Below are 21,994 nucleotides of genomic sequence, written 5' to 3'. Positions count from 1 at the left end.
CGCATGTCCGTGACGGCTCCGCGCCTGCGCATCGCCGGTCGGCGCTTCGCCGCGCTGCCGTTCGCGGTGCTGGTGTCCGTCGCGTTCGTCGTCATCGACCCGCCGGTCGGCGACTACTGGGCGGCCCGGGCCCGGTCGTCGGCCGCGGCGCACGGCGTCGGCCTGCACTACTGGTTCGCGTGGTTCGGCGGCACCGTCCCCGGCCACTACTCCGTGCTGACGCCATACGTGTCGCGCGTCATCCCGCCGGGGCTCCTCGGCGCCGCATCCACGGTCGCGGTCACCGGATTGGTGCACGTGCTCGCCCGCGGTACCCGCCACCCCGTCGCCGCGACGTGGACGGCCGCCGTCGCCGCCGGCTTCAGCCTGTGGAGCGGACGCGTCCCATTCGCCTTCGGCTCGGTCTTCATGCTGGTGGCGCTGTTGTGCGTGCGGGCCAACCGCCCGTGGGCCGCCGCCGCCGTCGCAGCCGTCACAGCCCTCGTCTCGCCGGTGTCCGGTGCCTTTCTGGCCCTGGGCGTGGTCGGTGTGCTCCTGCACGACCGCAGCCGGCGCGGCAGCGCACTGGCGGCGATCGGCGCCTCGGGCGTCTGCCTGCTGTTCGTGGTCGTCTACTTCGCCACCCCCGGCCCCGAGGGTTTTCAGCCCCTGCAGGCGTGGTTCACCGCCGCCGCGCTCGCCGCCATGCTGCTCGCCCGCCCGGCCGACTTCGTGCGCACCGTCGTGCTCATCGCCCTGGCGATCTGCCCGGTCGTCGCCCTGGTGCCCAACGGCCTGGGTTCGAACTTCGAACGGCTGGCGTGGATCGTGCTGCCGGTCGCCGTCGTCGCCACCGCCCGCGCCCGCTGGCCCGTCACAGCGTTCGTCGCCGTGTTCGCGGTCTCCATCGGCATCGTCGGCTCGACGAAGGATCTGTGGGTGGCCGCGCAACCGATGTCCGACCAGGCGTACGTGAGCGGCCTGGTGCACCGTCTCGACCGCACGCCCGGACTGTCCGACTACCGGGTCGAGGTCGTGCCCGACGGCACCCACGTCGCCGCCTACGCGCTGCTCGGCCATGCCCAGCAGGCCCGCGGGTTCGAGACCCAGGCCGACAACGCCTACGACAGCGTGCTCGCCTCGTCGCGACTGGATGCCGTCCGCTACCGGCACTGGCTCGACAAGAACGCCGTGGGGTATGTCGCGATCGACCACCGCACCCTGCACCGCACCCCGGAGGACGCCCTGGTCCGCAGCGGCCGTCTACCCTATCTGCGACGGGTGTGGACCGACGGCAAGTGGGAGTTGTACGCGGTGAGCTCGCCGACGCCGATCGTGCAACGGCCCGCGCGGGTCGTGCGCTCGACCCAGGCCCAGTTCGCCGTCAGTGTGCCCCGCCCCGGCCGTTACGCAATGCGCATCCGGTGGTCGAAACTGCTCGACCTCCGGGGGCCGGGCGGCTCCGTGCATCCCAGCCGCGACGGATGGATGTACCTGCAGGCCCGCAAGCCCGGACGGTACGTGCTCAGCGGATGACGTCCGACACCGACGACGTGGGGAGCGGCGACATCGACACCCGCACCGACGCAACCGACACCACCGACGCCACCGACGCCGGCGATTCCCGCACGGAGTCCGGCGGGACCACGCTGCGCGGCGTCACCCAGTGGACCCGGGGCATGGCCGCACCGCTGCGTGACTTCCTGCGCACCGAGTCCGGCAGCGCCGGCGTGCTCCTGCTCGCGATCGCGGCGGCGCTGGTCTGGAGCAACATCGACGCCCACTCCTACGTCACCGCCTGGCACACCCGTTTCTCGCTGCGGCTCGGCGACATGGACGTCACGCGCGACGTCCGTACCTGGGTCAACAGCGGCCTGATGACGCTGTTCTTCTTCGTCGTCGGCCTCGAGGCCCGCCGCGAGTTCGATCTCGGCGACCTCCGCGAACGCCGTCGTGTCCTGCTGCCGGCCGCCGCGGGCACGCTCGGCATGATCGTGCCCATCGGGCTGTACCTCGCCATCACCCACGGCGGTCAGGGCTCTGGCGGGTGGGGCATCGCGATGTCCACCGACACGGCGCTCGCCCTCGGCCTGCTCGCCGTCGTGGGCCGCAACGTCCCCGACCGGGTGCGGGTGTTCCTGCTGACCGTGTTCGTGGTCGACGACGTCCTCGCGCTCGTCATCGTCACCCTCGTCTACAGCGACCCGATCCACGTCGGTCCGCTGATCACCGCGCTCGTCGTCGTCGGCGTGATCTTCGCCGTCCGGGCCACCGGCCTGAGGCTGGGCGTCGTCTACTTCGGTCTCGGGGTCGTCGCCTGGTTCGCCCTGCTCGGCAGCGGCATCGACCCGATCGTGCTGGGCCTGGTCATGGGGTTGTCGACGACCGCGTACACGCCGAGCCGCAGCGACCTCGAGAACGCCAGCGGCCTGTTCCGCCTCTTCCGCGAGCAACCGACGGCCGAGCTCGCCCGTAGCGCCAGCGTGGGGCTGACCCAGACGCTGTCGCCGAACGCACGTTTGCAAAGCCTGTACCTGCCGTGGACGAGCTACCTCATCGTCCCGCTGTTCGCGCTGGCCAACGCCGGGCTCGTCCTCGACGCGTCCTTCCTGCGTGCCGCGGCCACGTCGCCCATCACGCTCGGCATCCTGGTCGGGTACGTCGTCGGCAAGCCCATCGGGGTCGTCGCGGCCTCGTGGGTGGTCGAGCGGCTCAGCGCCCGCCGCCTGCGCCCGGACGTCGGGTGGGCGGCGGTCGCCGGCAGCGGGACGATCGCCGGCATCGGCTTCACGGTGTCGTTCGTCATCGCCGCGCGTGCCCTGTCCGGGCGCGAGCTCGACGAGGCCAAGCTCGGCGTCCTGGCTGCCGGCGTCGTCGCCTCGGCGCTCACCTGGGCCGTCTACGCCGTCACCTCACGCCTGCCCGCGGCGCGGCGCGCGGTGGCCCTGCTCGGTGACGCCGACCAGCTCGTCGACCTGCAGGAACCTGTCGACCCGGACGTCGACCACGTGCGCGGGCCGGAGGACGCGAGCGTCACCCTGGTCGAGTACGGCGACCTGCAGTGCCCCTACTGCGGGCAGGCCGAACCCGTCGTCCGCGCCCTGATGGCCGACGTCGACCTGCGCTACGTGTGGCGGCACCTGCCGTTGACCGACGTCCACCCGCAGGCGCAGCTCGCCGCCGAGGCCAGCGAGGCGGCCCACGCCCAGGGCCGGTTCTGGGACATGCACGACCTGCTGCTCACCCGCCAGGACCACCTCAAGACCGCGGATCTGCTCGGCTACGCGAAAGACATGGGCCTCGACACCGACCGCTTCCTCGACGACGTGATGAGCCACCGTTTCGCCGACCGCATCGCCCGCGACGTCGCGGGCGCGGACTGCAGCGGGGTGTCGGGCACGCCGACGTTCTTCGTCAACGGCCAGCGCCACTACGGCGCGTACGACATCCATTCGCTCAAGGCCGCCATCAAGGTGGCGCGGCAACGTGCGAAGATCCGGGCCGGCCACGGGTCGCCCGACCCGGGAGCGGATCCGGCGGCGCCCGCCCAGCTCGGCGCGGATCAGCCGGTGGACCAGCCGAGCAGGTGACGCAGGTCGGCGACGGCCTGGTCGGCCTCGACCACCTTGATCGTCGCCATGCCCAGCGCCCGGGCCGGCTTGAGGTTGATGCCGAGGTCGTCGAGCATCACCGCGCGTTCCGGCTCCACGCCGAGCGCGTCCAGGGCGAGGCGGTAGATCGCCGGCTCGGGCTTGCGGACGCCGACCACCGCCGACTCGACGACGGCGTCGAAGGTGTCGAACACCCAGGCCACGTCGCCGCTGTCGCCGAGGGGGCGGATGTTGTTGGTGATCAGGGCGAGCCGGAGGCCCCGCTCGTGCAGTTCGGTGAGCAGTTCGAGCATCACGGGGCGGGCGACGTGTCGCGCGGAGGACGCCCGGGTGACGGACGCGAGGACGTCACCGGCCGGCAGCTCGACGCCGGCCGCGGACGCCTCACGCTCGAAGAGGGCGACGAAGGTGTCCGCGTCGATCTCTCCGCGTTCGATGCGCGCCCAGGCGTTGCCGTCGGGGTTGCGCGCGTTCAGGGCGCGGATGCTGCCCGGAGCGACGCCCGCCTGCCGCTCGAGCGCCGCGAAGGCCTCGAACGGGCTGTCGATAATCACGCCGCCGAAGTCGAAGACGACGGCCTCGAAGCGGTCGCTTGCGGGTGCGGTCACCAGGCGAGTCTAGGAACCGCCCGGCGGCCCGCTCAGCGGGTGGGCTTGGCGGTGCGGTGCAGGCGGGCGGCGATGCCACGCAGCGCGTGGGGGCGCGTGCCGCGCACCGCCGGGTGGGCGGTGTCGCACCGGGAGAAGGCCTGGGCGTAGGCGAGCTTGCTGCTGCTGGCGGAGAAGGGACGAGGGCTGGTCATGGCTCCAATCTACCGCTGCCGAGCTGCCGGATCGAGCTCTCGCGTACACCGGAAACCCGCATTCTGCTTGACCTTGTCTTTAGCGCGCCTTCAGCCGATCGTGTGCGAGCCGCAGATCGGGTGAACACGCAGCAACCGTGCGGCGTCACCGGGTCGCGGCGTGCCACTCCTCCCGGAACGCGGGGTGGGCGGCGTACGGCGTGGCCAACGAACGCAGGATCGACTGGGCGAGATCGCGGACGGCCTTCTCGTTCGGCTGGCCGCGCAGTTCCAGCAGTTGCTGGGCCGACGCCACGACCGCGCGGTGCGACCGCGCCTCGGCCTGGCGGCGTTCGCGCTCGTCGCCGTCGTGCAGACCGGCGATCGCGGCGTCGTCGTCGTCCAGGCGGGCGAGCAGAAAGCCGACGAGTTCGTCGAGCGTCGAGGGGGTGACCGAGGCCGACACGATGTCCTTCCGGGCCCAGGGCAACGGATGCCCAGTGGCGGCCGCGGGCTCGACCACGTTCCACGCTACCGAATCCCGATGACAACGGGTCGTCACCGGTGGCGGTACTAGGCTCGCGTGGAGGTGAAACCATCGCCACCGGGCCAGGTCCAGGAGCTGCGATGACCGCCTCGGAGCACGCGCGTCTCCGCGCACGCGCGCTGGCCTGCGGCGAGGACATCGGGGCCGCCCTCGAGCTGGCTCGCGACCTCGGCACGACGCTGCCCCTGCCGGGCGCCGGCGACACCGTTGCGCGCTGGGCCACGCTGGCCGAGCTCGGGCGCGCCAACCTGACGGTGGCTCGGGTCGTCGAGGCGCACGCCGACGCCCTGGCCGTGCTCGCCGAGAGCGGCCGCGACCTGCACGACGAGCGGCGGACGTGGGGCGTGTTCGCCGCCGAGGCCCCCGGCGTCCGCCTCGTGGCCGACCCGGCCGACGACGGGCGGGTGACCCTGACCGGGGTGAAGCCGTGGTGCTCCCTGGGTGGCGCGCTCGACGCGGCCCTGGTGACTGCGCACACCGGGGACGAGCGCGGTCTGTTCGCGGTGGACCTGCGGCGCGACGACGTGCGCGCCGAACCGTCCGACCGGTGGGTGGCACGGGGTCTGCGCACCGTCGTGAGCGGGCCGGTCACCTTCTCGGCGACGCCGGCCGAGCCCGTGGGCGCGCCGGGCTGGTACCTGCGGCGTGCCGGCTTCGCCTGGGGTGGCATCGGCGTCGCCGCCTGCTGGCTCGGCGGCGCACGGGGCGTGGCCGACGCGCTGTGGGCGGGATCGCGCCGGCGGGACCTCGACGACCTGCACCGCGGCACGGTCGACGCGGCGCTGTTCGCCGCGCAGAGCGCCTTGGCCGCCGCGGCCCGCGAGGTCGACGCACCGGTCGACCCCGCCGCCGGCCCTGCTGCCGACCCCGAGGTGCTCGCGCTGCGGGTCCGGGCCGCCGTGGCGGACTGCGTCGAGACCGTCCTGCGTCAGGTCGGCCACGCTCTCGGGCCGACGCCGCTGGCCTTCGACGCCGAGCACGCGGCGCGGGTGGCCGACCTGACCCTCTACGTCCGCCAGCACCACGCCGAGCGCGACCTCGCCGAGCTGGGCCGACGCCTCGGTGACGTGTGAGCGGGTTCGACCACCGCGACCGGGGCACGCCCGAGGGCGCTTGGCAGCTGGCCGACCTGCCCCGCATGGACGCCCCGGGCCCCGGCGAGCACGTCCTGGTGCTCGCCGCCCATCCGGACGACGAGACGCTCGGCGCCGGTGGGCTGCTGGCACGGTGCGCGCAGGACGACGTGCCCGTGACCGTCGTGGTGGCCAGCGACGGCGAGGCCTCGCACCCCTCCTCGCGTACGGCCTCGCCCGCGCAGCTCGCCCGGCGTCGCCGCGACGAGGTGCGGGCCGCCGTGTCCGTTCTCGCGCCCGGATGCGAGGTCCGGTTCCTGGGACTGCCCGACGGCGCGCTGACCGAGCACCGGGACACGTTGATCGAGCAGGTCGAGCAGCTCGTCGGCGCCGCGACGCTGATCGTCAGCCCGTGGGCGGGGGACCGCCACCCCGACCACGAGGCCTGCGCCAGGGCTGCGGCCGCCATCGCCCGGCGGCGCGGCCTGCCCCTGTGGCAGTACCCGATCTGGATGTGGCACTGGGCGCGGCCCGACGGACCGGAGGTGCCGGTCGCGCAGCTGGCCCGGGTGGACCTCGACGCCGCCGCACACGACACCAAGGCCGATGCCCTCGCCTGCCACGTCTCCCAGCACCGTCCGCTGTCCGCCGAGCCCGGTGACGAGGCAATCCTGCCGCCCGAGATCGTGGCGCACTTCGCCAGGACCTTCGAGTGCTTCGTCGTCGGCGATGCGGCGCCGGCCGCGCCGAGCGACGCCGGATGATCACGGCCGGGACGGTCGTCGTGCCGGCGCGCGACGAGCAGGCCGTCATCGGTGCCTGCCTGGACTCCGTGCTCGCGGCCCGGGCGCACGTGCAGCGCGAGCGGGGTGTCCCGATCGACGTGGTCGTCGTGCTCGACGTGTGCCGGGACGGCACCCGAGGCGTCGTGGCCCGCTACCCGGACGTGTGCGTCCTCGAGGCCTACGACGGCTCGGTCGGTGCGGCCCGCCGCATCGGCGCGGCGCGGGTACCGGACGACCCGCAGCACTGGCTGGCCAGCACCGACGCCGACTGCCGCGTGCCCATCGACTGGCTGCTGCGCATGGTCTCCCACGCCGACGACGGCGCCGATCTGGTGCTCGGGACGGTGCGACCGGACGCACTGCCCGAGGCCGTGCGCCTCGCCTGGATCGCCGCGCATCACCTCGGCGACGGGCACCGGCACGTCCACGGCGCCAACCTCGGGATCCGGGGCTCGACCCACGCCGCCGCCGGTGGCTGGCCGCCGCTGCCCGCCCACGAGGACGCCGGGCTGGTGGCCCGCGTGGAGCAGCTCGCCGGCGTGCACGTGCGGCGCTGCGGCGACGTCGTGGTCGAGACCAGCTCCCGCACGCACGGCCGCGCGCCGGACGGTTTCGCCGGCTACCTCGCCAATCTGGCCGACGGCTTGCCGCAACCGCGAGCCGGGTAGGGGACTGGCATCCGAACAACGGAGGAGGCGCGGCGGTGACCGCACGAGGAGTGCTCTTCGACGTCGACGGCACGCTCGTCGACTCGGGCTACATCCACGCCGTCTGCTGGTGGCAGGCCCTGCGTCAGCACGACCGCGACGTGCCCACCGCGACGATCCATCGCTCGGTGGGTATGGGCGGCGACAAGCTCGTCCCGCACGTGCTCGGCGAGGACGTCGGCGACGACGTCGTCGAGCAGATCGTCGCCTCGCACGACGCCGTGTACGCGACCTACTGGGATCGCCTGCGGATCATGCCCGGTGCGCGCGAGCTGGTGCGCACGTGTCACGACGCCGGCCTGACCACCGTGCTCGCCTCCTCGGCCGGGTCGGCCGAACTGGGCGTGCTGCGCGGCGTGCTGGATCTCGACGACGCCATCGACGCCGTCACCGGTTCGGCCGACAGCCGGGGCAGCAAGCCCGACCCCGACCTCGTCCAGGTCGCCCTCGACAAGGCCGGCCTGCGCCCGCGGGAGAGCGTGTTCGTGGGCGACGCGGTCTGGGACGTCGAGGCCGCCACCTCGGCCGGTGTGGAGTGCATCGGGGTGGAGTGCGGTGGCACGAGCGAGGCCGAGCTGCGCGACGCCGGTGCCAGCGCGGTGTTCCGCGACCCGGCCGACCTGCTCGAGCACTGGGCCAGCACGTCGCTGGCCGGCAGCACCCTGGAGGCAACCCGTCCATGACCCGTTTCGGCTACACCCTGATGACCGAGCAGAGCGGCCCGCGCGAGCTGGTCGGTTACGCCGCCGCGGCCGAGGACGCCGGTTTCGACTTCGAGGTGTCGAGCGACCACTACTTCCCGTGGCTCACCAGCATGGGTCACTCGCCTAACGCCTGGACGATGCTCGGCGCGGTCGCGCACAACACCTCCCGCGTCGAGCTGATGACCTACGTGACGTGCCCGACGTTCCGCTACCACCCGGCCGTGGTCGCGCAGCAGGCCGCCACGCTGGCGCTGCTCAGCGACAACCGCTTCACCCTGGGCCTCGGGTCCGGTGAGAACCTCAACGAGCACGTCGTCGGCGCACCGTGGCCCGTCGCCGCGGTCCGCCAGGAACGGCTCGTCGAGGCCGTCGAGATCATCCGCGCCCTGCACACCGGCGAGCTCACGACCTGGGCGGGCGAGTACTTCCGGGTCGACTCCGCAAAGGTGTGGGACCTGCCCGACCAGCCCGTGCCGTTGGCCGCGGCGGTCTCGGGTGACGCGTCGATCGAGCGGTTCTCGGCCCTCGTCGACCACCTGATCGCCGTGGAGCCCGAGGCCGACTTCGCGAAGGGCTGGGACGACGCTCGCGCGGCGGCGGGCCTGCCGGTCAGCCGCAAGATCGGCCAGATCCCGATCAGCTGGGGTCCGGACGTGGACGCGGCGACGACCCGGGCCCACGACCTGTTCCGCTGGTTCGGCGGCGGCTGGCGCGTCAACGCCGACCTGCCGACACCGGCCGCGTTCGACGCGGCCAGCCAGTTCGTCAGGCCCGCCGATGTCGCGGCCTCCATCCCGTGCGGCCCCGACCTGGACGCGATCGTCGACGCGGTCCGGCCGTTCTGGGAGGCCGGGTTCACCGATGTCGCGCTGGTCCAGGTCGGCGACGAGACCCAGGACGAGTTCCTGGCCTCGGTCGCGCCCACCCTGCTCGACAAGCTCCGCACCGCCGCGCCCTGACCTGCCCGGCAACCCCGAACCGCCAACCGTCAACCGAAAGGACGAACCATGCCCTCCGTCTCCCGCACCTTCACCGTCACCCTGCCGCTCGAGCGCGCCGTCGAGTACCTCAAAGACTTCGGCAATGCGGTCGACTGGGACCCGGGCACCGAGACGTGCACCCGCAACGACAGCGGGCCGATCGCGGTCGGCGCCAACTGGCACAACGTCTCCAAGATCATGGGCGTCAAGGCCGAGCTGACCTACACCCTGGAGAAGCTCGAGGCCGACGAGATCGTCCTGGTGGGCAAGAACGACAGCGCCACGTCGACCGACACGCTGACGTTCCGGCCCGCCGACGGCGGCACCGAGATCACCTACCGCGCCGACCTCGAGATGCACGGCGCGGCCAAGCTGGCGTCGCCCATCATGAAGCTGGAGTTCGAGAAGCTCGCCGGCGAGACCGAGAAGAAGATGACCGAGACACTCAACGGCCTCGCCGTCTGATCTACGGCGGCCCGATCCAGGCCGCGACGCTCAGTCGGGTGCGACTGCGAACACCTGCAGCAACGTTGCCGCACGTTCGTCGGTCAGCACGTCCTCGAGCAGGACGGGTCTGCCGTCCGGTCCGGACAGCGGCACCCGCCAGTTCGGGTACTGCTCCTGGCTGGTGCCCGGCTGGTTCTGCGTGCGCCGGTCGCCGACGGCGTCGGTGAGCGCCACGCAGCGCAGACGCGACGGGGTAAGGGTCAGGAAGCGGTGCAGGGCGAGCACCAGGTCCTCGGTCGACGGCGCCTCGACCGCCGAGGCCGGGAGCACCGCCTCCCGCACGAGCTCTTCGACCCACGCCTGCCGGTCGCGCGCCGCGTCGGCCAGCTCGTCCTCGACCGGGCGGGTGAGCAGGCCCAGCTCGTCACGCAGACGGATGTGCTCGCCGGCCAGGTAGCCCGCCGTGGGCGGGAGGTCGTGCGTCGTCACCGACGCCAGGCACAGCGCCCGCCAGCGTTGCGGCGGCAGGGGTGCGCCGGGCCGCTGCGGATCGGTCTCGAACCACAGGATGGACGTGCCCAGCAGCCCACGTTCGCGCAGGTAAGACCGGGCCGAGTCCTCGACGTTGCCGAGGTCCTCGCCGATGACCACCGCACCGGCGCGGTGCGCCTCCAGGGCCAGGATGCCGACCAGCGCCTCGTGGTCGTAGTGCACGTAGGTGCCCTCGTTCGCCGGGCGGCCGGCCGGGATCCACCACAGCCGGAAGAGCCCGACGATGTGGTCGACTCGCAGGCCGCCACCGTGCCGGAGAGCGCTCGCGAACAGCTCACGGATCGGCCCGTAGCCGGTTGCTGCCAGCCGGTCGGGCCGCCACGGCGGCTGGCCCCAGTCCTGGCCCAGTTGCGAGTAGGCGTCGGGTGGGGCCCCGACCGTGACCGTGGTCGCCATGGCGTCCTGGTAGGCCCAGGCGTCGGCGCCGGACGGGCTGACGCCGACCGCGACGTCGTGCACCACGCCCAGCGCCATCCCCGCCTCCAGCGTGGCCGCGTGGACGGCGGTCAGCTGCTCGTCGAGCAGCCATTGGACGCGGGCGAAGAACTCGACGCGTTCGGCGTGCGCGGCGGCGAAGTCGGCGACGGCGGTGCCGTGCGGGTCGCGGAACGCCTCGGGCCACGCCCGCCAGTCGTTGCCGTGCTCCTCGCACAGCGCGGACCAGGTGGCGAACAGCTCGAGCGCGTCACCCTGCTCGTGCCGGAAGGTCGCGTAGGCCCGCACCCGCTCGGGGTCGGCGCTCGCGTCCAGCAGGATGCGCAGGGCGCCCAGCTTGGCCGTCCACGCCGGGTCGCGTGCGACGAGGTCGTCGTGGCGTTCCCGCACCGCGGCGCCGAGCCGGTCGACCTCGGCCCGGTCCTCGGGCACCAGTGCGGCGTACTCGGGAACGTCCTCGACGTGCAGGTACAGCGGGTCGGCGAAGCGCCGACTGCTCGGCAGGTACGGCGACGGGTCGAGCGGCGGCACCACCTCACCGGCGTGGACGGGGTTGATCAGCACGTAGTCGGCCCGGTGCTCGCGCGCCGCCCACTCGGCGAGCGTGCGCAGGTCCGCGAGGTCACCGACGCCCCACGACGCGCGGGAGCGGACGCTGTAGAGCTGCGCGGCCAGGCCCCAGCCGGGCCGCTCGACCAGCGCGCTCGGCAGGTCCAGCCGCGCCGGCGTGACGATCAGCGGTACGGGAGCGCCGTTGTCCGGGACGAGCCGGTGGTAGCCCAGCGGCAGGTCGGCGGGCAGCACGCCGTCGACGACGCGGGTCGCGCCGTCCTCGAGCTCGACCGTGCCGCGTACCGGCACGCGCGTCTCCGTGCCGCCGGGCACGACCAGGCACGCGGGCAGGGCTTCGGCGTCACCGTCCCGGTGCGCCTCGAGCGCAGCGGCGCAGCGCTCGGCGGTCGAGGCGTCGACGTCCATCGCCGCCAGCACCGCGACGAGCGTGGGCTCGGGCACCGTGCGGTGCTGCCCCTGCCAGTCGCGGTACTCGGTGTCGATGCCGTGGGCGGTGGCCAGGGCACGCAGGGCCTCTCCGTAGGAGCCGTGGTCGTCGGTCACGGGCCTATCCAAGCCGATCCCGTACATCGCCTGCGTACCAGAGCACCGCACCGAGCAACCACACCGCACAGACGTGCACGACCGTGCACCACAGGCAGATCGCGTCGATTCGGAACAGCTCGGCCCACAGCAGGTAGAGCACGGCCACCACGCCGAGGGCAGCGGCGGCGATCCGGACGCGGTCGAGCACCTCGATCCGCCAGGCCGGCGGGCTGACCAGGGCGACCATCACCAGGAAGTAGAGCGCCCCGCCGAGCGCGACGGGAACACCGAGCAGGTGCGAGTAGCTGCTCGTCGTCACCTTCTGGCAGTTGACGGTCGCGTTCTCGGGGCACGCGAAGGTCGTCGAGGAGCTGAAGTGCTCGACGGTCAGGTAGACCGACGCGCCGAGGCCCACGACGGCGGGGACGACGGCCGCCCAGTGCAGCCGGCGCCCGCGCGCCACGTCGGTCGTCATCGGGGCGTCAGCTCGACGGCAGGGCGGCCGTGGCCGTCGTCACCGCGCGCGAGGAGCACACGGCCGCCGGCGCCTTGCCGGTGAGCTTGCACAGGCTGGCCGTGATGAGGTTGGCCGACCCGACGATGCCCTGGGCGATGGAGGACGAGGGCTGCCGCAGGGCGGCCGCGATCTGGGTCTGCGTCTTGCCCTTCAGCACGCCCGGGTCGTACTGCGCACCGGTGATCAGCGCCGACCCGCCGAGGTCGACGAACGGGTACCCGCCCTTACCGACCTTCTCGAACAACTGCTTGTCGGTGCCGGTGATGGTGTCGAGGGTGGCGTAGTGGTCACCGGAGACCTGGTTGCTCTGCAGCTCCTTGCCGGTGAACGCCAGGTAGCTGCTCGTGTAGGTCGCGCCGGCGAACGAGATCGTGTGGGTGTTCGGGTAGCTGTCGCTGGGCGACGACGACACCTGCTGCAGCCCGCGGAAGTCACCGAAACGTTCCAGGGCCAGGGCCAGGGCCCAGCGCTCGGCCGCGCAGAACGGGCACCACTCGGCGCCGACGTAGAGCACCCGCGGCTTGCCGTCCGCAGTCAGGGGCGACCCGGACGTCGGCCGGGGGGGTGCCTTGGCGTCGCCCAGACCGATCGTGTCGAACACCGAGGTAGGCACCGACGCGAGGCTGGTGGCGACGCTCGGGGCCGCCACGATGGCCTTGGTGCCGGACTTGGGCTTGTTGCTGTCACCGACGACCTTGACGACGACGAGGACGACCACGATCACGACGACGGCACCGAGCGCGCCGGCGACCGTCACCAACCGCCGACGGCGCTGCTGCTGCTCGGCGATCTGCCGGCGCTTCTCGGCCGCACGCTCGGCCGCCAGCCGGCGTCGATTCGGGTCGGGGCCCTTCGCTCTCGATGCCACGCATCTACAGTCGCACGAACCGCCCGTGCGGTTCCCGAGCGGGCCGGGACGGCGCGCGGGTGCCGTCAGCTCGCGATGCCGGAATCGGCCCCGGGCTCGAGCATGTCGGGCAGCGAGAACGGCGGCCGGCCGGCCGGCTGCGTGGGGGTGGCGGTCTTCGGTTTCACCGGCGTCCACGATCGTTCGACACCGTCCCCGGGCCCGACGTCGAGCAGCTCCCGCTCGTCGTCGTCGCTCAGGTGCAGGACCTGCAGGACGTCGTCGCCGTCGACGGTGTAGGTCACCGTCTCGGTGCCGATGTCGACGCGGAGGCGCTGGGGCCCGACCCGGAGGGTGAAGCGCAGCCCCGTCCAGCCCGGCGGGAGCTGCGGCCGGAACGACAGGTGCTCACCCATGTCCCGCATGCCGCCGAAACCGGCCACCAGGGCCAGCCAGCCGCCGGCGAGCGACGCGATGTGCAGTCCGTCGCGGGCGTTGTGCTGCAGGTTGTGCAGATCCATCAGGGCGGCCTCGGCGAGGTAGTCGGCGGCGAGGTCGAGGTGCCCGCACTCGGCGGCGACGACCGCTTGCGTGCAGGCCGACAAGGAGGAGTCCCGCACGGTGAGGGCCTCGTAGTAGGCGAAGTCGCGGGCCTTCTCCTCGGCGTCGAACTCGCTGCCGCACCAGTGCAGGGCGAGGGTGAGATCGGACTGCTTGACGACCTGTTTGCGGTACAGGTCGAAGTAGGGGACGTGCAGCAGCAACGGGTACTCGTCGTTGCGGGCGGAGCGCTCGAAGTCCCACCGGTCGCGGACGGTGAAGCCCCGGTCCTGCTCGTGCACCTGCTGCGCCTCGTCGTACGGGACCGCCATCCGGCCCGCGCGGTCCTCCCAGTTGGCGATCTCCTCCTCGCTGACGTCGAGGTCGGCGAGGTGGTCGGGAAAGCGCCGGGCCAGCTCGGCGGCCGAGCTGAGATTCCGCTTGGCCATCAGGTTGGTGTAGACGTTGTCGTCGACGACCGCGGTGTACTCGTCGGGGCCCGTGACGCCGTCGATGTGGAACCGCTCGTCGGCGCCGAGGTAACCGTGTGCGGACCACAGCCGCGCGGTCTCGACGAGCAGGGGCAGGGCGACCGTGCGGGCGAACTCGTCGTCGCGGGTCCACCACACGTGCCGGGCGGCGGCCGCCGCGATGTCGGCGTTGATGTGCAGCGCGGCCGTGCCGGCCGGCCAGTAGCCGGAGCACTCCTGGCCGGCGATGGTGCGCCACGGGAAGGCGGCACCGCGCAGGCGCAGCGTGCGGGCGCGGTCGCGGGCCTCGTCGAGGATGCTCAGCCGCCAGCGCAGGGCGTCGGCGGCCGCGCCCGGCGCCGTAGCGCTCAGCAGCGGCAGCACGAACATCTCGGTGTCCCAGAACGAGTGCCCGTCGTAGCCGGGGCCGGTGAGCCCCTTGGCGGCGATGCAGCGGTTCTCGGCGCGGGCGCTCGCCTGGTAGGCGTGGAAGATGCCGAAGCGGACGGCGCGCTGGACCTCGACCGGCCCGTCGATCTCCACGTCGGCGCCGGCCCAGAAGTCGTCCAGGTGCTCACGCTGTTCCCGCTCGACGGTGTCCCACCCGGCCTGGTGGGCGCTGACCAGGGCGGCGTCGACCTGGTCGCGCAGGGTCGGCGTGGTGCGGGTGCCGGACCAGCCGTAGGCGACGAACTTCACCAGCTCGGTGGACTCGCCCGGCTCGAGCGCGCTGGCCACCGTGAACCGCGCCCAGTCGGGCTCACAGGTCATCTCGGTGGCGCAGTCGCCGGGGGCGGCCAGCTCGTGACCCATCGCCGCGGCGACGCGCAGCCCGCTCGAACGTGTCTCGTGCACCAGATGGGCGCGGTTGCCGCGGGAGTTGTGGGTCACGGCCTGGAGGGCGTCCTTGATCGCGGCTGCCGCGCGCGGGTCGCTGGACTGCGCCGGCAACGGCTCGTTGGCGACCAGCTCGGACTGCAGCACGATCCGCACCGGGGAGTCGGTCGCCTCGACGCGGTAGCGGATGGCGAGCAGCGAGCGCCGTGACAGGGACACGAGCCGTTCCGTGTGCACCTTGATGCCGGTGCCGGCCGGCGACCGCCACTCGACGGTTCGCAGGAGGACACCGGTGCGCAGGTCGAGGACCCGTTCGTGCGACACGAGGGTGCCGTACCGCAGGTCGAAGGGCTCGTCGTCGACGAGCAACCGGATGATCTTGCCGTTGGTGACGTTGAGGATGGTCTGGCCGGTCTCGGGGTCGCCGTACCCGGCCTCGGCGTAGGGCAGCGGCCGGGTCTCGTAGAAGGAGTTCAGGTAGGTGCCGGACAGGCCGTTCGGGTCGCCCTCGTCGAGGTTTCCGCGCACGCCGATGTGGCCGTTGCCCAGGGCGAACAACGACTCGGACTGCGCGAGCTGGGTGTGGTCCAGGCCGACCTCCCGCAACACCCACGGGTGCTGCGGGAAGCGGTCGGCGAAGGCCCCGCGGCTGAGCATCGCCGGCCGGGACGGGTCCGTGCTCATGCGTCGTTCCCGCCGTCGAGCAGGTCCGACAGGTCGTCGACCACCACGGTCGCACCGTGCTCGGTGAGCTCGGCGGCATGGTGTGCGTCGAGCCGGTTGACGCCCACGACGTACCCGAATGCGCCGCGGTGCCCGGCCTCCACGCCGGACGTGGCGTCCTCGAACACCACGCAGGCTCCGGGCGCGGCGTCGACCAGCTTCGCCCCGGCCAGGAACGAGTCCGGCGCCGGTTTGCCGTGCAGACCCTGTTCGTCGATGGTGTTGCCGTCGACGCGCCCCTCCACCAGCGACTCGAGCCCCGTGACGTGCAGCACCTGCGCGGTGTTGGCGCTCGACGACACGACGACACGCCGCAGACCCGCGTCCCGTGCTGCTTCGAGGTAGCGCCGCGAACCGTCGTAGACCTTCACGCCGTCACGCTTGATCTTGGCGAGGACCTCGTCGTTCTTGCGGGCCGCGATCCCGTGGACGGTCTCGTCGTCGGGTCCGTCGCTGTCCGTGCCCTCGGGGATGTCGAGGTGCCTCGACGCCAGGAAGTCCCTGGTCCCGTCCAGACGGGGCTTGCCGTCGACGTAGTCGGCGTAGTCGTCGTCGGTGAACGGGTCCTGGCCGTGACGTTCCAGCACCGGGTCGAAGGTGTCCTTCCAGGCGGCGCGGTGGACCGACGCGGTGTCGGTCAGCACGCCGTCGAGGTCGAACAGGCATACGTGGACGGAGTCAGGGAGTCCCAGCACGGTGTCCAGCCTGCCCGCGACAGCTCGTCCCGACACGCTCCGGACGGCCCGGATGTGCGCCCGTCCCCGGGCCCACGAGCGGGTTGACACCGTCGGGCGCGAGCCGGAGGCTGGACGCAGACACCCGCCGTCAACGGTCGGGAGTCGATCCGCCCGCCGCCCCGGATCGGGGGACCTGGGGTCGGACGCGGTTACCGCGGACGGCGGAGGCACCGGGAATCTCGCCCTGCGAGGTTCCCGGTGCGCCGTTCTGCAGGGCGCCGTGGCGTGCGGGCGTCGCCGTCACGCGTGCGGTGCGGGCCGGTCCCGGGCGCGGTCGCGCAGGGCGGTCAGCACTGCGTCGTCGTAGCCCATCGGGTCGAAGGACACGACCTCGCGGACGGTGTCGTCGCGGACCACGACGTCGTTGCCCATCGAGGCGATGAGGGCCCGGACGGTGTGGCGGTCCACGCCGGTCAGCAACGGCAGCGCCTCGGACGCGGCGAGCGCGGCGGGCCGCGTACCGAAGGGCAGCCAGACGGGCAGCATGATCGAGGTGCGGCCCTCGATGACGCTGACGCGGCTGAGCATGTCGGTGTAGCGCAGCACGTCGGCGCCCCCGACCTGGAAGGTGTAGGTCTCGCGATCCTCGATGGCCAGCACACCGACGAGGTAGCGGACCATGTCGGCCAGCGCGATGGGTTGGGTGAGCGTGCGGCCCCACTGCGGGACGAGCAGGGCAGGCAGCTTGCCCACCAGGTTGTGGATGATCTCCCAGCTGGCGCCGCGGTGGCCGATAACGATGCCGGCCCGCAACGTGGTGACCGGTACGCCACCCAGGGCCAGCAGCCCCTCGCACTCCTGCCGGCTCCGCAGGTGGGGCGACAGGTCGTCGCTCGGATCGCCGAGACCCCCGAGGTACACGATGCGACGCACGCCGGCGGCGCCGGCCGCATCGCCGAACGCGCGGGCGGCCGCAGCGTCACGCCGCGGGAAGTCGCGATGGTCGAGGGAGTGCACCAGGTAGTAGGCGGCGTCGCAGCCGTCGAGCGCGTCGTCGAGCGAGCGCGGGTCGTCGACGTCGCCCGCCACCGGTGTGCCCGGGCCGTCGTAGCGGTCGGGCCGGCGCGTCATGGCCCGCACGTCGTGGCCGGCCTCGACCAGGGCCGGGACGAGTGCACGCCCGACGAACCCGGACGCCCCGGCGACGAGAATCAGCACGGCCACCAGGTACCCCACCCGCTTCCCGCCCTCACCGCATGGTGACGGCCCCCGCGCGGGTGGGTACCGCTGATGTGTCGGACCACAGGTCCGACGCGATCCAGACCTGATCTACCGCCACGCACGCACCGAACGAGGAGGACCGATGGCCGACATCATCGAGCTCATCTACGCCGACCACGACTGGTTCCGCCGCCAGTTCTTCCTGCTCGACCAGGCCGAGAGCACCGAGGAGCTCGCTGCCATCTGGGAGCCGCTCGCGACGCGCCTCGACACGCACGCGCAGGCCGAGGAGACGATCTTCTACCCGGCGCTGCTCAAGCTCGGCGGCAAGGAGGGCGACCCCGAGGACGAGACCGACGACGCGATCGACGACCACAACAAGATCCGCGACGCGGTCCGGGCCGCGGGGGAGCTCGAGACGGGCAGCGACGAGTGGGTCGAGGCCGTGGGCAAGGCGCGCACCGAGAACGGCGAGCACCTCGACGAGGAGGAGCGCGAGGGCATGCCCGATTTCATCAAGAGCACGTCGCTGGACCTGCGCCACGAACTGGCCATGAAGTGGATGCGCTTCTACCGCGAGCACCCCGAGGGCAAGGGCATCGACACCGGCGACCGCGACCCGGAGCAGTACATCGCGGAGAACAGCTGATCGTCCGGGTCAGGGCGCCGGCAGGTGCTCGACCGCGGCGGCGGAGGCCACGCCCGCACTCGTCAACGGCGTGGGCTCTGCCGCCTGGCGGCTTCCGGGGTCGGCCCGGCGTTCGGACACCAGCGCGCCGATGAGCACGCCGGCGAAGATGACGGCGCTGAGCACCATCAACCAGACCGAGAGCACGAACACGGCGCCGATCAGGCCGTAGGCGTCGACCTGCCAGGAGATCTGGCCCGGGACGATGAGCCGCGACAGCTGGACGAGCACCGTCGTGAGCACGGCGATCGTCGCGGCACCGGGCGCCAGCGCGCGATACGAGATCCGCCCGCCGAGCAACCAGTACTGGGTCCACCAGTAGAAGACGAACGTGAGCACGGCGTGGATGCCGATGATCGACCATGGGCCGACGTGCTCGAGATCGATGTCGAACGACCGCATGATCCGGGTGGTCAGCAGGATCCCGAGGGTGAACGCGGCGAAGGCCGGCGCGAACAGCAGCAGCCGGAAATAGGACTGCACGCCCGTCACGCGGGGCAGCGTCCAGATCAACTCGAAGGCCCGCTGCTGGACCGCACCGACGCTGGTCATGAAGACGACCGCGGTGATCAGGCCGAGGACGAGCGTGGCCGTGCTGATCGTCGGTGAGGTGCGCCCGAACAACAGCGACAGGTCGCGGCGCGATGTGCTGGTCAGCCCGAAGAAGCGCGAGATGACGACGCTGATGTTGTGCCCGGTCTCGCGCTGCAGGACCGCGGAGACCGCGACGACCAGCGGGGCCGTGCAGAGCACCTGCTGTGCGCAGAGCGCGAGGGCGGGGGTGTCGAGGTCCAGCTCGCGCACCCGACTGACGCCGCGGCCGCCGAGGCTCTGGTCCCACCAGGCCCGGCCGGCGACGACGCGCCGGTTGGCGACGAGGCGCTGGGGCGAGAACCTGGGCACCGGGTCAGTCTGCCCGTCGGAAGCTGTGTTCAGGCTGCCCGCCGGAGGCTTTCAGGCATGGACGAGATGAGAACCGTGCGCGTCGGCCTCAGCCCAGCCTGATCGCCGCCAGCTGGGTGGCGTGGGCGACGACCCGCCCGCGCGAGTCCCAGACCCAGCAAGTCTCGTCGACGCGACCGTCGGCGATGAGGCTCGCGCGCTGCACCACGCGGACCGGGCCCGGGGCGGGAACGGCACGCACGTAGGCGGTCAGTTCCAGGGTGGGCACCCAACCGGTGAACTCGATGTCGAAGGTGGCCGGGGGCAGCGCGTCCACGGCGTACAGCAATGACACCGGGTCGAAGGGCTCGTCGCCGGGCAGCGCGAGCCAGCCGCGTACCTCGCCGCGCCCGCTGGGCCGGCCGGCCGCCCAGCCGGAGGTCTCGGCGTCGATGCGCAGGTCGGCCAGCGCCATCACGTCGACCCGCACACCGCCCGGGTTGACGGCGGGCAGCCGGGGCAGGTCGTCACGTGGCGTTGCACCCGGCCCGGGATCCGGCACCCCGGCGGCCCAGAACGGATCGGTCGTGGCATCGAGGTCGGCGGTGGTCAGCAGCGTCTCGACGCACGGGCGGTCGCCCTGCAGGAGGCGGGCCCGCAGCTGGCTGGCCGACCGCCCGGCCCGCAGCACCTCGACCGTCACCTCGACGGGGCCGGGCTCGGGGGCTCGCAGGTAGTGGGCGCTCGCGGCGATGACGTCGGAGTGGCTCGACGTCTCGACGGCGGCCCGGGCCAGCAGGGCCAGCAGGTACCCACCGTTGGGCTTGCCGGCGATGGTCCAGTGCGGGTGGGCCCGACCCGCGAACCGACGCACGCCGCTGTCGTCCGGGTCGAGCGGCGTCAGCGTCGTCGCCGCGGAGAACCGGCTCGCCGGGTCGTGCTCATCGGGTGCGTCGGGTGCGTCGGCAGGGAGGTGACTGGGCACCTCGTGATCCAACACGCCGGGTCGGACGGTGTGATCAGTGGCCCTTCACCCGCAGGGAGACGTCGTGCCAGCCGCCCGCGAGGACGTCGGCCTGGGCCGGGCCCCAGGTGCCCTTGTAGTAGGGCACCGGACGGTCCGCGCCGTCCAGGATCGGCGACACGATGCGCCATTCCTGGTCGATCGTGTCCTCGCGGGCGAACCGGTGGCGGCGCCCGCACATGGCGTCGTCGATCAGGCGCTCGTAGGCCTCCTGCCGGTGCCCCAGCGCGGTGTCGAAGTCCACGCCGAGGTCCACCGGCTGGCTCACCGTCTCGGTGCCCGGCGACTTGGCCTGCACCGACATGGTGACGCCGTCGCTGTGGCCGAGGCGGAAACGCACGAGGTTGGCCTCGGGCAGCGGCGCGTCGATCTCGCTGAAGAGCAGGCGCGGCGGGCGGCGCAGCTCGACGACGGCCTCGGTCGCGGTGCCGGGCATGCACTTGCCGGCGCGCAGGTAGAACGGCACGCCCGCCCAGCGCCACGACTCGATCGACAGCTTGGTCGACACGAACGTCTCGGTGGTCGACCCCGGCTCGACCCCGGGCTCGTCGAGGTAGCCGACGTACTGGCCGCGCACCGTGGTGAGCGGGTCCAGCGGCTCGACCTGCCGCAGCACCTTGACCTCCTCGTCGCGGTACGCGTCCGCGTCGTCGGCGATCGGCGGCTCCATGGCAAGCAGCGCCGCCACCTGAAGCAGGTGGTTCTGCAGCACGTCGCGGACGGCGCCGACCCCGTCGTAGAAGCCGGCACGTCCCTCGGTGCCGAACTCCTCGGCCAGGGTGACCTGCACGCTGGCGATGTAGTTGCGATTCCACACCGGTTCGAGGAAGGCGTTGGCGAAGCGGAAGACCAGCAGCCCCTCGACCGACTCCTTGCCCAGGTAGTGGTCGATGCGGAAGATGTCCGGTTGCGCGAACGCGCCGGCCAGGGTCTGGTTCAGGTCGGCGGCGGTCTCCCGGTCGCGGCCGAAGGGCTTCTCGACGATGACGCGGCCCCGCTCCGCGAGGCCCACCTTGACCAGCCCGGCGACGACGTCGCCGAACACCGAGGGCGGGATCGCGAGGTAGAACACGGGACGTGTCGCGTCGCGCAGCTGCTCGGCGAGGCGCTCGTAGGTCGCGGGGTCCGCGTAGTCGCCGGTGACCATGGTCAGCGAGGCGGCCAACTGGCCGAGGGCGGCGTCGTCGGGCGTGCCGACCGCCGCCTCGACCGACTTACGCGCGCGCTCGGTCAGCTGCCGGTCGTCCCACGCCGAGCGGGCCACGCCGATCACCGGCACGCCGAGTCGGCCCTGCCGCGACATCTGGTAGAGCGCGGGGAACAGCTTCTTGAACACCAGGTCGCCGGTCACTCCGAACAGGACGACGGCGTCGGCACGGGTCTGCATGCGCGCCATTGTGTTCCCTGAACGCGCCGAGCGGGAGGTCGGCGACGCGAAGCCGGCACGGGCCCGGTAGGCGAATCGGACGAAACGCGGCTACCGGGCCACGGCCGGGTCGGGATCGGTCAGTTCTCGAGCGCGGCGTCCAGGGTGATGTCGACACCGGTCAGGGCCTTGCTCACCGGGCAGCCGGCCTTGGCGTCGTCGGCGGCCTTGGCGAAACCGTCGGCGTCGAGACCCTCGACCTCGCCGCGGACGGTGAGCTTGATGCCGGTGAGGCGGAAGCCGCCGGCGGGGTCCGGGCCGAGGGAGACGTCCGCGCTGACGTCGAGCGACTGCGGGGTGCCACCCGCCTGGGCGATGAGGGCCGAGAGCTGCATGGCGTAGCAGGACGAGTGTGCAGCGGCGATCAGTTCCTCGGGGCTGGTGGTGCCACCGGCGTCCTCGGCGGCGCGCTTGGGGAAGGACACCTCGTAGGTGCCGACCTT

The 21,994-nt window shown here is 72.6% G+C and carries 22 protein-coding genes; 9 read left to right on the top strand and 13 right to left on the bottom strand.

All coding sequences use genetic code 11. The features are described 5' to 3' along the window. The first annotated feature begins 9 nt into the window (after positions 1–9). Positions 10–1,515, top strand: coding sequence for a hypothetical protein (locus ACFFCA_RS13395; RefSeq protein WP_375485585.1), 1,506 nt, complete (start codon positions 10–12; stop codon positions 1,513–1,515). Between the two features lie 143 nt (positions 1,516–1,658). Next, the gene (locus ACFFCA_RS13390) at positions 1,659–3,569 is read left to right on the top strand and encodes a Na+/H+ antiporter NhaA (protein ID WP_375485634.1); all 1,911 of its coding nucleotides are present in this window, start codon (positions 1,659–1,661) and stop codon (positions 3,567–3,569) included. On the opposite strand, the gene ACFFCA_RS13385 is transcribed toward ACFFCA_RS13390, so the two are convergent. The 3 genes from ACFFCA_RS13385 to ACFFCA_RS13375 all read right to left on the bottom strand — a co-directional run bounded on the left by ACFFCA_RS13385 (position 3,542) and on the right by ACFFCA_RS13375 (position 4,894). Continuing rightward, positions 3,542–4,198 carry an HAD-IA family hydrolase gene (locus ACFFCA_RS13385; RefSeq protein WP_375485583.1) on the bottom strand — a complete coding sequence of 219 codons (657 nt, stop codon included), beginning with the start codon at positions 4,196–4,198 and terminating at the stop codon, positions 3,542–3,544. The genes ACFFCA_RS13390 and ACFFCA_RS13385 overlap by 28 nt on opposite strands. Before the next feature lie 32 nt (positions 4,199–4,230). Next, entirely contained in the window at positions 4,231–4,392 is a 162-nt protein-coding gene (locus ACFFCA_RS13380; RefSeq protein WP_375485581.1) for a hypothetical protein, read from the bottom strand. Between the two features lie 145 nt (positions 4,393–4,537). Next, positions 4,538–4,894, bottom strand: a complete 357-nt coding sequence (locus ACFFCA_RS13375) for a DUF6221 family protein (protein ID WP_375485579.1) — start codon at positions 4,892–4,894, stop codon at positions 4,538–4,540. 104 nt (positions 4,895–4,998) lie between these two features. On the opposite strand from ACFFCA_RS13375, the gene ACFFCA_RS13370 reads away from it, so the two are divergent. Genes ACFFCA_RS13370 through ACFFCA_RS13345 form a run of 6 tightly spaced genes read left to right on the top strand, consistent with a single transcriptional unit; the run spans position 4,999 to position 9,632 of the window. Next, positions 4,999–5,991: an acyl-CoA dehydrogenase gene (locus ACFFCA_RS13370; protein ID WP_375485577.1), complete on the top strand. Its 993-nt coding sequence runs from the start codon at positions 4,999–5,001 to the stop codon at positions 5,989–5,991. Continuing rightward, the gene (locus ACFFCA_RS13365; protein WP_375485575.1) at positions 5,988–6,755 is read left to right on the top strand and encodes a PIG-L deacetylase family protein; all 768 of its coding nucleotides are present in this window, start codon (positions 5,988–5,990) and stop codon (positions 6,753–6,755) included. The genes ACFFCA_RS13370 and ACFFCA_RS13365 overlap by 4 nt, the downstream gene beginning before the upstream one ends. Then, complete coding sequence (locus tag ACFFCA_RS13360; protein ID WP_375485573.1) at positions 6,752–7,444, top strand: glycosyltransferase; 693 nt, start codon at positions 6,752–6,754, stop codon at positions 7,442–7,444. The genes ACFFCA_RS13365 and ACFFCA_RS13360 overlap by 4 nt, the downstream gene beginning before the upstream one ends. Before the next feature lie 35 nt (positions 7,445–7,479). After that, complete coding sequence (locus tag ACFFCA_RS13355; RefSeq protein WP_375485571.1) at positions 7,480–8,166, top strand: HAD family hydrolase; 687 nt, start codon at positions 7,480–7,482, stop codon at positions 8,164–8,166. Next, on the top strand, positions 8,163–9,146 hold the full coding sequence (locus ACFFCA_RS13350) for a TIGR03557 family F420-dependent LLM class oxidoreductase (RefSeq protein ID WP_375485569.1): 984 nt from the start codon (positions 8,163–8,165) through the stop codon (positions 9,144–9,146). The genes ACFFCA_RS13355 and ACFFCA_RS13350 overlap by 4 nt, the downstream gene beginning before the upstream one ends. Before the next feature lie 48 nt (positions 9,147–9,194). Continuing rightward, positions 9,195–9,632, top strand: a complete 438-nt coding sequence (locus ACFFCA_RS13345; RefSeq protein WP_375485567.1) for an SRPBCC family protein — start codon at positions 9,195–9,197, stop codon at positions 9,630–9,632. Between the two features lie 30 nt (positions 9,633–9,662). Here ACFFCA_RS13345 and malQ read toward each other — a convergent pair whose 3' ends face one another. The 6 genes from malQ to ACFFCA_RS13315 form a co-directional block, all read right to left on the bottom strand. After that, complete coding sequence (gene malQ / locus ACFFCA_RS13340) at positions 9,663–11,744, bottom strand: 4-alpha-glucanotransferase (protein ID WP_375485565.1); 2,082 nt, start codon at positions 11,742–11,744, stop codon at positions 9,663–9,665. Next, on the bottom strand, positions 11,722–12,174 hold the full coding sequence (locus tag ACFFCA_RS13335; protein ID WP_375485563.1) for a vitamin K epoxide reductase family protein: 453 nt from the start codon (positions 12,172–12,174) through the stop codon (positions 11,722–11,724). The genes malQ and ACFFCA_RS13335 overlap by 23 nt, the downstream gene beginning before the upstream one ends. A gap of 7 nt (positions 12,175–12,181) precedes the next feature. Then, entirely contained in the window at positions 12,182–13,084 is a 903-nt protein-coding gene (locus ACFFCA_RS13330; RefSeq protein WP_375485561.1) for a DUF929 family protein, read from the bottom strand. Between the two features lie 65 nt (positions 13,085–13,149). Continuing rightward, positions 13,150–15,594, bottom strand: a complete 2,445-nt coding sequence (locus ACFFCA_RS13325) for a glycoside hydrolase family 65 protein (protein ID WP_375485559.1) — start codon at positions 15,592–15,594, stop codon at positions 13,150–13,152. After that, positions 15,591–16,328: an HAD family hydrolase gene (locus ACFFCA_RS13320; protein WP_375485557.1), complete on the bottom strand. Its 738-nt coding sequence runs from the start codon at positions 16,326–16,328 to the stop codon at positions 15,591–15,593. Before ACFFCA_RS13320 ends, ACFFCA_RS13325 begins: the two co-directional genes overlap by 4 nt. A gap of 282 nt (positions 16,329–16,610) precedes the next feature. Then, positions 16,611–17,528, bottom strand: coding sequence for an NAD(P)H-binding protein (locus tag ACFFCA_RS13315; RefSeq protein WP_375485632.1), 918 nt, complete (start codon positions 17,526–17,528; stop codon positions 16,611–16,613). A 145-nt stretch (positions 17,529–17,673) separates the two neighbouring features. Here ACFFCA_RS13315 and ACFFCA_RS13310 point away from each other — a divergent pair, with 145 nt between their 5' ends. Continuing rightward, a complete protein-coding gene (locus ACFFCA_RS13310) occupies positions 17,674–18,180 on the top strand; it encodes a hemerythrin domain-containing protein (RefSeq protein ID WP_375485555.1) in 507 nt (168 codons plus the stop codon). Positions 18,181–18,189: 9 nt separating this feature from the next. Here ACFFCA_RS13310 and ACFFCA_RS13305 read toward each other — a convergent pair whose 3' ends face one another. From ACFFCA_RS13305 to ACFFCA_RS13290, 4 genes are all read right to left on the bottom strand, one after another. Beyond that, positions 18,190–19,122: a hypothetical protein gene (locus ACFFCA_RS13305; protein ID WP_375485553.1), complete on the bottom strand. Its 933-nt coding sequence runs from the start codon at positions 19,120–19,122 to the stop codon at positions 18,190–18,192. Between the two features lie 88 nt (positions 19,123–19,210). Continuing rightward, on the bottom strand, positions 19,211–20,086 hold the full coding sequence (locus tag ACFFCA_RS13300; RefSeq protein WP_375485551.1) for a thioesterase family protein: 876 nt from the start codon (positions 20,084–20,086) through the stop codon (positions 19,211–19,213). A gap of 34 nt (positions 20,087–20,120) precedes the next feature. Further along, entirely contained in the window at positions 20,121–21,512 is a 1,392-nt protein-coding gene (gene zwf / locus ACFFCA_RS13295) for a glucose-6-phosphate dehydrogenase (RefSeq protein WP_375485550.1), read from the bottom strand. Positions 21,513–21,631: 119 nt separating this feature from the next. After that, on the bottom strand, positions 21,632–21,994 hold a 363-nt coding region (locus ACFFCA_RS13290; protein WP_375485548.1), incomplete at its 5' end, for an OsmC family peroxiredoxin.

Source organism: uncultured Jatrophihabitans sp., from assembly GCF_964252635.1.
Classification (GTDB): domain Bacteria; phylum Actinomycetota; class Actinomycetes; order Mycobacteriales; family Jatrophihabitantaceae; genus Jatrophihabitans.
This window is presented reverse-complemented; position numbering and strand designations above follow the sequence as displayed.

Excerpts from the sequence above, each read along its gene's own strand:
- ACFFCA_RS13310 (WP_375485555.1), top strand. The coding sequence starts at position 17,674 with ATGGCCGACATCATCGAGCTCATCTACGCCGACCACGACTGGTTCCGC.
- ACFFCA_RS13370 (WP_375485577.1), top strand. The coding sequence starts at position 4,999 with ATGACCGCCTCGGAGCACGCGCGTCTCCGCGCACGCGCGCTGGCCTGC.
- zwf (WP_375485550.1), bottom strand. The coding sequence starts at position 21,512 with ATGCAGACCCGTGCCGACGCCGTCGTCCTGTTCGGAGTGACCGGCGAC.
- ACFFCA_RS13380 (WP_375485581.1), bottom strand. The coding sequence starts at position 4,392 with ATGACCAGCCCTCGTCCCTTCTCCGCCAGCAGCAGCAAGCTCGCCTAC.
- ACFFCA_RS13345 (WP_375485567.1), top strand. The coding sequence starts at position 9,195 with ATGCCCTCCGTCTCCCGCACCTTCACCGTCACCCTGCCGCTCGAGCGC.
- malQ (WP_375485565.1), bottom strand. The coding sequence starts at position 11,744 with ATGTACGGGATCGGCTTGGATAGGCCCGTGACCGACGACCACGGCTCC.
- ACFFCA_RS13350 (WP_375485569.1), top strand. The coding sequence starts at position 8,163 with ATGACCCGTTTCGGCTACACCCTGATGACCGAGCAGAGCGGCCCGCGC.
- ACFFCA_RS13325 (WP_375485559.1), bottom strand. The coding sequence starts at position 15,594 with ATGAGCACGGACCCGTCCCGGCCGGCGATGCTCAGCCGCGGGGCCTTC.
- ACFFCA_RS13360 (WP_375485573.1), top strand. The coding sequence starts at position 6,752 with ATGATCACGGCCGGGACGGTCGTCGTGCCGGCGCGCGACGAGCAGGCC.
- ACFFCA_RS13335 (WP_375485563.1), bottom strand. The coding sequence starts at position 12,174 with ATGACGACCGACGTGGCGCGCGGGCGCCGGCTGCACTGGGCGGCCGTC.
- ACFFCA_RS13390 (WP_375485634.1), top strand. The coding sequence starts at position 1,659 with ATGGCCGCACCGCTGCGTGACTTCCTGCGCACCGAGTCCGGCAGCGCC.